This is a genomic window from Schleiferilactobacillus shenzhenensis LY-73 (assembly GCF_000469325.1).
GTDB lineage: Bacteria > Bacillota > Bacilli > Lactobacillales > Lactobacillaceae > Schleiferilactobacillus > Schleiferilactobacillus shenzhenensis.
This window is the reverse complement of sequence record NZ_KI271589.1, coordinates 74877-86121: the sequence shown is the minus strand read 5'-3', so window position 1 is coordinate 86121 and position 11245 is coordinate 74877. Positions and strand designations below refer to the sequence as shown.

Genomic DNA, 11245 nt, shown 5'->3' with positions numbered 1-11245 from the left:
CGCTTGCTACGCGTTGGCACTCAGTATGTCGCGGAATATGAATTTTGTCCCAGTCCCATTGTTTAGAGTTACCGGTTGATTGAGCGAGCCATCCGTTGAATCGCGTGACGCTCGCCGCGAATCGCCTTACTTAACGCATAAATGTTCTCAAAGGGAGACTGGACGCCCCAAGCCGCGTCACCGACGTGCTGAATGTCGACGCCGTTGATTTTGTTGCGCACGGCGACCGCTTCAATGTAACGAGCGCCCGAGCCTTCTTGACTGGTGCCGATGGTACTCATCACCAGCGCGTCGTGCTGATGGGCCAGCCGGACAACCGCCCGGACATCCTCGTCGGTTAGTTCAGGCACGGTCCCGACGGCGGGCACGAGGATGACGTCGGCGCCCGCTTGCAAGAACGCCTTGACTGCAGGGAGACTGACCACCGGCTCATTGACGCCGGCGCCGTGCATCTTGCCGGCAATCACTAAGCCGGAGAAGACGTCCTTGGCGACTTTCACGTTCGCCGCAATCTGGTCGTTGGTGACGCCGGTACCAGGGTTGCCCGTCAAACACACGAAGTTGAAGCCGAGCTTCTGAGCTTCGGCCAGCGTGGCCCGGCTGGCTTGACGGCCGGCGGGGATCTCCAAGCGGGTCTCAGCCATGTCGGCGTGGACGTCCACCGGCTCCAGATTGACCCCGATGGGCCGACCCACCAGGTGCTGAAGCCGCTGGATACTCTTCCCGTCGTGGTGCACAACCGCCCCTTCATTGGGGTAGAGACCGAAGATGGCGGGGTTCAGGACGTCTAAGCCGTTCAGGAGGATCAAGTCAGCCCCGAAGGCCGCGGCGACTTCGGAGGTTGTGATGCCGTCCCCCATCTCGTGGCCGACGACGTTCTCACTCAAGACGACCCGGCCCTCGCTGGCTTTGATACTTTGTTTTAACTCGGCCGCGTTCATTTTTAACATTTCACTCGTGTTGGCACTGATCAATCTGGTAACCATTATTTTGACTCCTTCAATTATTTTTTAGCGGCGGCTGCCTTTTTGGCATCCTCGCCATTTTCTTCAACGATCTGCTGCTTATTCAGGTTGAGCAGGAATGGTAAGTAGATACCCACATCGATCACGATATTGACGGCTTGCAGAATACTGCCGGCGACAGAGCTGGTGACCAAGAAGCCAGAAATGATCGGCGGCATCGTCCAGGTGGCGATGGCCCCGGTGGTCAGCGGCACCCAGCCCAGACGCATACTGCCCCACGTCGTTAAAGCGTTGACCATGGGCGCCAGGATGAAGGGAATAATTAAAGTGGTATTCAGGACCACGGGCAGACCAAACATGGTGGGCTCGTTAATGTTGAAAATCCCCGGTGCGATAGTCAGCGGTGCGAGAACGGCCAATTGACGACTGGAACGGTGCATCAAAACCAGGATACCAATGCCCAGGACCAGCCCCAGGGTAGCACCGCCGCCGCCCATATAGACGAAGTTATCCATGAATGGTTGGGTAATAATGTGGGCCCCGTGGCTCAGACTCAACTGATGCGCCTGGGTCAACTTTTGGTTCGCGCCCGCGTTGATCAGCCAGATGGGGGAGAAGACGGTGTTAATGACGTTACCGCCGTGGATGCCCACGAACCAGAAAATACTGTTCAAGGCGATGGCCACCAGGGTCCCGCCAATCGTATCGCCCAGCAGGCTCAACGGCTTGGAGAAGATATGCAGGAAGACATCGTGCACGCTGCCCCAGCCGGCGAAGGCAAAGAGGGCGTAGATGGCCCCCCAGAAGACCACGATGACGGCCCCGGGAATGAGGGCACTGAAGCTGTCAGAAATGGCAGGCGGCACAGCCTCCGGCATCTTAATACGGATGTCTTTATTGATGAACCACTGGAATACCCAGCCCGAAACCAGGCCAATGATAATCCCGATGAACAGTCCCTTACTGCCTAAGTAATCGTAGGGCATACCCTCCAGGGGCGCCTTACCGCCCGTAAAAATACTCGGCGTAACGACGAAGAATGATGCCACCGCGATGATCCCGGCGGACTTGCCGTCGGTATGATATTGCTTGGCATAACTATCGGCGATGCCGAATGCGCCGATGACCCCCAACAGGCCGAAGGACCCATTGGTGATCTTGGCGAAAATCTGGGCAATGGAGACATCGTTGAACTTGGTGTTGGCCAAGAACGCGGTGAATTGGGAAACGGGGAAACTGTTCAGAATCATGAAGAACGAGCCGACGATGATCAGCGGCATCGCCACGGCGATCCCGTCCCGAATCGCAACCAGCCACTTATAACCGCCCAGTTTGACGGCAATCGGCATCAAATGCTTTTCAATCAGGCCGTTCAGTCCCCGGCTTGAATCATCTTTTTGTGCCATGTTGCATCCTGCTTTCTACGGTATAAATTTATACCCTGTCGCAGGGAAAAACCTCAATAATTTCAGTAAATCAGCAGGGCAAACCGGAACCGAGCTCTGGTGAAGGGCTCCAAAAGACCAGTATAGACCACATCAGCGGAAATGAAAGCGCTTATCATAAATCCACAATTGGTTCCTTTGAGATTGCGGCAGCGCTTCCTGAAAGCATGGGATTCATATTTTCAAAAAAATATTGGTCTAGTCCGATTTTAAATGACCGTAAAAAGACCAGTAATGCCGCCATTATTTGATCGTTTTGGCTTTTCTGTTTTTCTCTCTGTATTGCCATTCCTTGCCAGAAGATTACAATTAGCCATAACAACAATGGGAAGCGGGCAGTGTATGGACAAAACAGCAAAATTGTTAAGACGGTTGGCGGCAGGGAGCCAACGACTCTTGGCAGACAACCTGGTAGGAGTCTATCTTCATGGGTCGTATGTCTTAGGCGGCTATAACCCGGCTGTCAGCGACCTGGACTACTTGATGGTGGTGATGCGGCCGTTGACACTGCACGAGAAAGCCGACTTGATGCATTTCACCACGGAAGATCTGCTGCCCTTGGCACCCGCGAAGGGGCTGGAGTTCCATGTCTTACTGCTGGCCCACACCCGCCACTTCCGCCAGCCCATGCCCTTCGATTTTCATTTCTCCGAATATCACCGGGCCGAATACTTCCGCGATCCGGCAGCGTACATTGAAGGAATGCAGGGCACTGATCCAGATCTGGGGGCCCATCTGATGGTTGTCCAGACGCATGGGCGGGTCTTGACCGGCTTGCCGATTCAAGACGTCTTCGCGCCGGTACCGCCGGCAGCGTACTGGCAGAGTATCCTCTACGATATCGCGGATGCTCCTCGGCAGGTGCTCAACCACCCCACCTACATCACGCTGAATTTGTGCCGAGTGCTGGCGTACCGAGAGGATGGCGCCATTCTCTCTAAGCAAGCCGGCGGTGAGTGGGGCGAAGATCATCTGCCGAAGCTCTATCAGCCCCTGGCGTCTTACGCTTTAGCGTCCTACGAAGGGGATGAGCAGTTGAAGGATGTCGACGGGGCCATGCTGGATCATTTCGGACCGCACTTGCTGATCCGGTTTGCCCATGAATGTATCACAGCCATTAACGATCGTCAGGGGACAGAAAACAGTGGTGAAACCCATGCAAAAACGTCACCGGCGGATTAACGGGTTATTCCTATTGACGGGGGTGCTCGCGGCCCTCGCCGGCTGCACCCGGACGCCAGTGGCCCCGGTCGTCGCCACCGATCCCGGCAGGCCGGTCACCATTGCCGGCACAACGGTATCGCCGGCAGTCACGACCACGAAGGGCTTCTACGACAGCTTTATCAAGCAGTATCCGCATTTACAGTCCGCTTTGGACCATGATGCACCGCCGGAAACTTATGTCATTCCTGGATTGCGCCGGACGCGGACGCTGCTGACCCGGGATCACAAGACGGTGGGGACGAGTACCCAGATGGACCCGCAAGGCCTGGCCGTGACCAGTCAGTACGTCATCATCTCGGCATACAGCCGGGACAAGCATTACGACTCTGTCCTTTTCCTACTTAGTAAGAAAACCGGGGCGTTCTTAAAGCAAATCGTTTTGCCCACCAATGCGCATGTCGGCGGATTGGCGTATGACCCGGTGAACCACATGTTATGGGTGGCCACGGAGACCGCCCAGGCGCAGGCCGCGCTTTCGGCGTATACGTTGAAGACCCTGGATACCGCTGACTTTGCCCAGAAACAGACGGCCACCGCGTTTGACCATGTCGTGACGCTGCCCAAGATTCCCCAAGCGTCGTTCATTACGTATACCCGCAACGGCTTGTATGTCGGCTACTTTGATGCGCGCGGTCAAGGTGTTTTTGCTACCTATCCGCTGGATCGCCAGGGCATGCCGCAATTGACGGCAGGTCCGACGACGCACTTGCGGGGCCAAGACATTCATCCTGCCGTATATGACACCAGCAAACAACTTCAAGGGGTCACGTTCTACCAAGGCCGGATTCTGTTTTCCCAATCTTACGGGCCGCATCCGGCGAAGGTTTTGGTTTTCGACAATGATGGGCAGAAGACATGGATCGATTTTGATGGTGATGATATCGTCAAGAGTATCGTTATGCCGCCGTATCTGGAACAAATCGTGGCGTCGGGGAGCGATTTGTATGCGCTGTTTGAATCTGCTGCAGGTCCATACCGGCAGGCGGATTTAGAATTTCATGCGGATCGGGTGGTCAAGTTGGATTTGCCAACGTTATTGAAATGATGGCTGAGACGGTGCTTGGGGGTGTCCAATCCAGGCACGTGGGAATTTGCACCAGCGCGTTCTCAACTAAAAAAGCACCCGATTTCTCCCTACAGAAATCAGATGCTTTCAATGCCTTTCGAAAAGAGTCACCACTCTTATCTGAGTAAAAAGTCATGACATCAAGCAATTAACGATCGGCCAGTTGCCGCCGCAACGCCCGGATCTCCGCAATATCCGCATCCGGGTCCATCACCAGTGTGTCGATCTGGTGCTGTAACAGCAGCTTCTTCTCATCCGTCAAGTGCACGGGTGCCGTGCGCGCCGGGTCCACCAGCCGCTGGTCCCGAATCGTGTACGTTTGCTGGGCGACGCGCTTAACGAAGGCCTGATCGTGAGAAATGAGCAGCAGCGTGCCCGGATAGTTTTCCAGAAAGGCGGCCAGCGCCTCGATGGCGTTCAGATCCAAGTAGTTCGTCGGTTCGTCCAGCATCAGCAGGTTGTAATCGCCCACCAGTACGCGCGCCAAATTGACTTTGACCTGTTCGCCGCCGCTGAGGGTGCCCGCTGATTGGTCCCACTGGGCCGGCGGAAAGCCCAGTCCGGCCAGCAGGTTGCGAATCAAGTGCACGTCTTGGTAGCTGTGACCGGCGACGTTCTGCATCACGGTTTGCTGCCGGTCCAACGTGTCCAAATCCTGGGCGAAGTACCCCACCCGGGTCAGCGGATTCCACCAGACGCCGTGGTCCGGTCGGCTCAGTACATCCTGGAAGAACGATGTTTTACCCGCTTGGTTCGGCCCCGTAATGGCCACCCGCTGGCCCGCAGGGATTTTGAGCTGGATATTTTGAATCAGCATTTTTTTACCGCGCATGACGGTCCAGCCGTTGACCCGCAGCATCGTGTGGCCAGCCAGTTGCGGCGCATTGAGGTCTTGGAAATGAAGCGGGGCTTCTTTCTCTACCCGGTCCGGCGGCACCATGCGGTCGATTCGGCGGGCCAAGGCCATGGCCGTACTGGCTTTTTTCTTCTCCAGTTTGTCATGGCTGGTCATCCCGAAGGACTTGCGGTCGGATGCACTGAGCTTGCGGGTGTTGCCTTTCTTCAGTCGGTGAGCTTGCTGCAGACGTTTCTGGACCTGGACCTCCAGGGCCTTTTTCTTCTCCACATAATCATGATAAGCCGCCTCGGCGTGGGCTGCCTTGGTCGCTTCGGCTTGGCGATACGCTGCGTAATCACCGGTGAACACCGTCACGGTCGGGCCGCCGAAGACGACGATTTGGTCAAAGGGCTGGGCCAGCAGGGTCTCATCGTGGCTAACGACCACCAGTGTACCGGCGAAACGGCCCAGCTCCCGCGCCAGCCAATGCTGATTGAGCAGGTCCAGGTTGGCGGAAGGCTCGTCCAGCAGCAGGATCTCCGGCTGCTCGCCCAGGGCGTCGAAGATCTCCCGCTTCACCTGCTCGCCACCGCTCTCGCTGCTGAAGTCCTTGAGCTGGGGGACGTAACCAATCTTGCCGTGTTCCGTGATACGGGAATCAGCGTTGGCCGCCAGCAGCTTCAATAAGGTCGACTTGCCAGTGCCGTTCGGGCCGATAATGGCGACCCGCTCCCGGGAGTTAACCGTCAAGTGCGGCAGGGAGAAAAGCGGCTCAGCTGCGTCGGGAAATTGATAAGTGAGTTGATTGATTTGGATGGCTAACATCAATAGATGCACTTCCTGTTCTAATTCGTGCAGGAAAATGGATTAGGGTGGGGCAACCGCGCAGCACCGGTGGTGCTCACCGTCAGCCGCAACCCCTGAAGAAACACAAAAAGACCCTGATCCACCGCAATCAGGGCCACTGGTACACGCCACCGCTGTACCGAGAAACCGACCCTGGTCGCCAACAGTACAGACTCATCCCCTCGTGCTCATAGGATTCGTCTATCTGTGGTGGCAAGGGTTAGTTTTTCATCGATGAAGGTACCTCCGTTTGTTTGATTGTCTTCAATTTAGCATGACCGGGGCTGGTTGTAAAGCAGTCGGGCGCGTTACGCCTTTCTCACCGTTACCAGTACTTGCCGGTACAGATACCAGCCGATGACGCAGGTGGCCACGTCCGCCACGGGCTGCGCCCAGATGATGCCGTGGTAGCCGAACCAGGCCGCCCCGGCGAGGATGGCCAGGTAGAACAAGACGCCTTGGCGGGCGATGGACATGATGAACGCGCTGGCCGCCAGACCGGCGGACTGGAAGACTGTGGTGTAGACCAATACCACGCCGACGAAGGGCGTGGTCAGGAGAAAGGCGCGGAGGATGTACGTTCCAGCAGTGATGACGGCGGCATCGTGCATGAACAGCCCCATGATCTGCGGCGCGAAGAGCATCAACAGACCCGCGAGTACGACCGAGTAGCCGGCTTCCACCAGAATATCGAAGCGGATGATGGCCTTGAACCGCTGGGTATTGCGGGCGCCGTAGTTATAGCCGATGAGCGGCTGAGCACCGAAGGCGAAACCGACCATGATCAGCGTGACCAGCATGTAGACCTTGAGGACGATTCCCAGCGCTGCAATCTGGGTGGCGCCATAACGGACCAGGTAGCGGTCCAGCACGGTCGTCCCGAAGGCTTGCATCAGGTTGGTGATGGACGCGGGAATGCCGATGAAGAGCACGGCCCGCACGAGGGTACTGCCAATGTGCCACTTTCTAATATCCGCCGTCACGACTTGGCCTTGCCGATTGGTGACGCGAATCAAGAGAGCGCTGGTGATACCGTAACCGATGACGGTGGCCGTGGCGGCACCGGCAGCGCCCATATGTAAGGGGAAGATCAGGAGCGGGTCGAGCACGATGGTTACCGCGGTACCGGCGATGGTGCCGAGCATCGACTGGGTGGCCAGACCCTCCGTGCGAATCAGGTTGCCTTGCACGATGGCCACCATGATCAGGGCAGCGCCGATGGCCATGATGCGGTAGAAAGCGGCGGCGTTCCCGTAAGTGGCAGCTGTTGCCCCCAGCAGGTGCAGAATGGGATTCTCGAAGAGCAGCAGCAAGACCGACGTGAGCAGACCGACGACGATACTGCCATAGAGGCAGAAGCTGGAGACGCGGGCGCTGGTGGCGTGGTCATGCTCCCCCAGCAGCCGAGAGATCAGCGAACTGCCGCCGAGCCCGAAGATGTCGCCAATGGCCAGTAAGAAAGAAAAGAGCGGCGTGCACAAAGCCACCCCGGCCACTAAGTTGGTATCCTGGGTCTGGGCGATGAAGAAGGTGTCGGCCAGGTTGTAGACCATACTGGCGACCATTCCCGCGACAACGGGCAGGGCGAGTTTGAAATAAGCCTGGGGAATGGGGGCTTCTTCGAAAAGGGTGTGGAGCGGGTTGGCACGAGCAGACATCAGTCATATCCTCGTTTCTGGCAAGATTGCAGTCACGTTTTAGGATACCACCGTGTGTCAAGAAGAACGGCGAGAAGTCTGCTTGGCAAGCGCAGAAGGCGTGGCATGCTTAGACTGGGTACCGTTTTCATCAATCCTTGGCAAAGGGTATACTCAAAACGAAGACCACGAAGAAAGAGGACAATGACCGATGACAATTTTCGCCCAAGGCCCCGATTATCTCGAGTGCCAAAACGACAACGAACGCCTCCGCATCATCGCGTGGGGCACCAACAGCCTGCGCGTCGTAGCGACGCCCGTGGGGCCGCTGAACTTAACAAACAGTGCGCTGCTGGAACAGACCGCAGACAGTCATCCCACCGTTACGATTGTGGACGACCAGGCCAGTATTACAAACGGCACCATCACCTGCCGGATCGACAACCGCAACTGGTGGGATCGGCGGGGCCGTCTGCATTTCTACAACGCCCAGGGTGACCTGCTGCTGGAAGAAAAGGACCGGGGCGGTGCCCTGCAAAAAGACGCGCGCCAGTTTGAACCGCTGCGCGGCAGCCAATATCGGCTGACGGCGGCTTTCAACGGTCAGCCTGAGGCCCACTTCGCCGGGATGGGCCAGTACCAGCAGGCATTGGCAGACTTGAATGGCACGATCCTGGAGCTGGCGCAGCGCAACTCGCAGGTAACAGTGCCTTTCTACCTGGCGAGTACAGGCTATGGTTTCTTGTGGGCTAATCCGGCAATCGGCCAGGCGGCGTTCAATGCGAACCAGATTACTTGGACCGCCGAGGCGACCAGCCAGCTGGATTATTGGATCACTGCCGGCGATACACCGGCACAGATTGAGGAACAGTATTCGGCAGTGGTGGGCCGGGCACCGGTGATGCCCGACTACGGGCTCGGTTTCTGGCAGTCCAAGCTGCGTTACGCTACCCAGGATCAGGTGCTGGCGGTGGCCCGCAAGTACCACGAGAAGCACATCCCGGTATCGGTGCTGGTCATCGACTACTACCACTGGCCGCGCTGCGGCGACTACCGTTTCGATCCGCATTTCTTCCCAGATCCCGCGGCAATGGCGAAAGAGTTGGCGGGTTACGGCATGAAGCTGATGGTGTCGGTGTGGCCGCAGGTCGATCAGCGCAGCGAGAATTATGCGGAAATGAAAGCGAACGGTCTGCTGGTGCACACCAACTATGGCTTGCCGGCGCAGATGCAGTTCCATGGTGCGAATGAGTTCTATGATGCGACGAATCCGGGTGCGCGCGCTTATGTGTGGGCGAAGGTGAAGCACAATTACAGGGACCAGGGCATTGGCCTCTTCTGGTTAGACGAGGCGGAGCCGGAGTTTGGGACGTACGACTTCAGCAACTATACGTATTACGCCGGCAGTGTGCTGAGTACCGGCAACCTCTATCCTCGGGCGTATACCCGCGGGTTTTATGAAGGCGAGGTCGCCGCCAGCGGTCACGGCGAAGTCAACTTGGTGCGCTGTGCCTGGGTGGGCAGCCAGCGGTACGGTGCCCTGGTCTGGTCCGGTGACATTCAGTCGACTTGGCAGGATTTCCGCAACCAGATCATGGCCGGGCTGCACATGGGCATCGCTGGTATTCCCTGGTGGACTACCGACATCGGCGGCTTCCACGGCGGTCATCCGGATGACCCCGCGTTCCGCGAGCTGCTCGTACGCTGGTTCCAGTTTGGGGCTTTCTCACCCGTGATGCGCATTCACGGTGCCCGGCAGCCGATGACCAAGGTCTATAAGGCCGATGGGGAAGAAACGGAGAACGCAGGGGCCCCGAATGAGGTCTGGAGTTATGGGCCAGCGGTGGAGAAAATCCTAATCAAGTTCATCCAGATTCGCGCTCAGTTAAAGCCGTATCTGCAAGACGTGATGCAGGTGGCGCACACCACCGGCGCGCCGGTAATGCGGCCGCTGTTCTACGAGTTTCCAAAAGATCCGCAGGCGTGGCCGATTACAGATGAATACCTGCTGGGGCCGGATGCCCTGGTTGCACCGGTGGTCCAAGCGGGCGTGCAGGAGCGGATGGTTTACCTGCCGGCAGGCGCACGGTGGACCGATGCCCATTCCGGTGAAGTCTTCACGGGTGGCCAGACGGTGACCGTGCAGGCGCCCCTGGCCCGGTTGCCGTTGTTCCTGCGTAACGGCCGGCCAACGGTGTTGCAGGGTGCGTTGTAATCTCGAGATAGAAAGATACCCGCGCAGTCAGCGTACTACTGCTGGCCCCGCGGGTGTTTATTTCTTGACAGCACCGGCGTGCACCGCGCAAGATAACGGCAACGAGGAGGTGCACAGATGGTCTATGTGAGTGAATCAACACTGCGCGACATTTACAATCTGTTACTTGATCCGGGTACCCGGGACTGGGAACGGCAGCAGCTGCGCACAGCCAAGGACCTGATCGAGCAGGGTACACCGCCGGCGACCGCACTGGAACGGCTGGAGGCCGTTTTGCGGCCGTTGGCGGTACGCAACAATCTGACCCCGGCCGTCACGGATTTCTACCTGCGGCTAACCGATGATCCCGCCGGTGCCATGGCCTTTGACCTCACCGCCCACGAAGCCGCCGACTTGCCCTACCAGGACCGGGCTATCTTCGGCGGCGGCTGTTTCTGGTGCATGGTCCAGCCCTTTGAGACCTTGTCGGGCATCATCTCCGTCGTCTCTGGCTACACCGGCGGGCACGTGCCGCACCCGACCTACGACCAGGTGCTCACCCAGGCGACAGGCCATGTCGAAGCCGTGGAAGTTATCTTCGACACTCGGCAGATGACTTATCAGCAGCTGGTCGATCTGTATTGGCAGCTGACTGATCCCACTGATGCCAACGGCCAGTTCGAGGATCGCGGTAATGAGTACCGGCCAGTGATTTTTGTCAGAAATGCGGCCCAGCAGATGATTGCGGAACAGTCGAAACAGGCTGTCAAGGCTTCCGGCAAGTATCGGCGGCCAATCGTGACGACAATTGAACCGGCTGGGACGTTCTGGCCGGCGGAGAATTTCCATCAGCAGTTTTATAAGAAGCAGCCGCAACGATACAAGGCCATTGAACGTGCCCGCCGGGAGTATTTGCAGTACCAGAAAATCCAGGGTTGGCTGCATGAACGTACCCGCTGAGCAACACTGGGGCTGGGACAAAATTCGGATTCCGCGACGTACTGAGTGCCAACGCGTAGCAAGCGGAGGC

General features: G+C 57.6%; 8 protein-coding genes. 4 read left to right on the top strand and 4 right to left on the bottom strand.

Annotation, left to right across the window (positions count from 1 at the left end; translation table 11 throughout):
- Positions 1-68 precede the first annotated feature (68 nt).
- The gene (locus L248_RS07855) at positions 69-986 is read right to left on the bottom strand and encodes a DUF7916 family protein (RefSeq protein WP_040535594.1); all 918 of its coding nucleotides are present in this window, start codon (positions 984-986) and stop codon (positions 69-71) included.
- A gap of 17 nt (positions 987-1003) precedes the next feature.
- Entirely contained in the window at positions 1004-2371 is a 1368-nt protein-coding gene (locus L248_RS07850; RefSeq protein ID WP_022529628.1) for a PTS sugar transporter subunit IIC, read from the bottom strand.
- Between the two features lie 381 nt (positions 2372-2752).
- Between L248_RS07850 and L248_RS07845 the strand changes: the two genes are divergently transcribed.
- Positions 2753-3592, top strand: a complete 840-nt coding sequence (locus L248_RS07845; protein ID WP_051999924.1) for an aminoglycoside adenylyltransferase domain-containing protein — start codon at positions 2753-2755, stop codon at positions 3590-3592.
- On the top strand, positions 3567-4679 hold the full coding sequence (locus L248_RS07840; RefSeq protein WP_040535592.1) for a hypothetical protein: 1113 nt from the start codon (positions 3567-3569) through the stop codon (positions 4677-4679). The genes L248_RS07845 and L248_RS07840 overlap by 26 nt, the downstream gene beginning before the upstream one ends.
- 169 nt (positions 4680-4848) lie before the next feature.
- Here the strand turns inward: L248_RS07840 and L248_RS07835 are convergent, their stop codons facing one another.
- Positions 4849-6363, bottom strand: coding sequence for an ATP-binding cassette domain-containing protein (locus L248_RS07835; protein WP_022529624.1), 1515 nt, complete (start codon positions 6361-6363; stop codon positions 4849-4851).
- A 329-nt stretch (positions 6364-6692) separates the two neighbouring features.
- Positions 6693-8042 carry an MATE family efflux transporter gene (locus tag L248_RS07830; RefSeq protein ID WP_022529622.1) on the bottom strand — a complete coding sequence of 450 codons (1350 nt, stop codon included), beginning with the start codon at positions 8040-8042 and terminating at the stop codon, positions 6693-6695.
- 190 nt (positions 8043-8232) lie between these two features.
- On the opposite strand from L248_RS07830, the gene L248_RS07825 reads away from it, so the two are divergent.
- Together L248_RS07825 and msrA are read left to right on the top strand one after the other, a co-directional pair.
- Positions 8233-10236, top strand: a complete 2004-nt coding sequence (locus L248_RS07825) for a glycoside hydrolase family 31 protein (RefSeq protein WP_022529621.1) — start codon at positions 8233-8235, stop codon at positions 10234-10236.
- A gap of 117 nt (positions 10237-10353) precedes the next feature.
- Positions 10354-11175: a peptide-methionine (S)-S-oxide reductase MsrA gene (gene msrA, locus L248_RS07820; protein ID WP_040535590.1), complete on the top strand. Its 822-nt coding sequence runs from the start codon at positions 10354-10356 to the stop codon at positions 11173-11175.
- Positions 11176-11245 lie beyond the last annotated feature (70 nt).

Excerpts from the sequence above, each read along its gene's own strand:
- L248_RS07840 (WP_040535592.1), top strand. The coding sequence starts at position 3,567 with ATGCAAAAACGTCACCGGCGGATTAACGGGTTATTCCTATTGACGGGG.
- L248_RS07825 (WP_022529621.1), top strand. The coding sequence starts at position 8,233 with ATGACAATTTTCGCCCAAGGCCCCGATTATCTCGAGTGCCAAAACGAC.
- L248_RS07855 (WP_040535594.1), bottom strand. The coding sequence starts at position 986 with ATGGTTACCAGATTGATCAGTGCCAACACGAGTGAAATGTTAAAAATG.
- L248_RS07845 (WP_051999924.1), top strand. The coding sequence starts at position 2,753 with ATGGACAAAACAGCAAAATTGTTAAGACGGTTGGCGGCAGGGAGCCAA.
- msrA (WP_040535590.1), top strand. The coding sequence starts at position 10,354 with ATGGTCTATGTGAGTGAATCAACACTGCGCGACATTTACAATCTGTTA.
- L248_RS07850 (WP_022529628.1), bottom strand. The coding sequence starts at position 2,371 with ATGGCACAAAAAGATGATTCAAGCCGGGGACTGAACGGCCTGATTGAA.
- L248_RS07830 (WP_022529622.1), bottom strand. The coding sequence starts at position 8,042 with ATGTCTGCTCGTGCCAACCCGCTCCACACCCTTTTCGAAGAAGCCCCC.
- L248_RS07835 (WP_022529624.1), bottom strand. The coding sequence starts at position 6,363 with ATGTTAGCCATCCAAATCAATCAACTCACTTATCAATTTCCCGACGCA.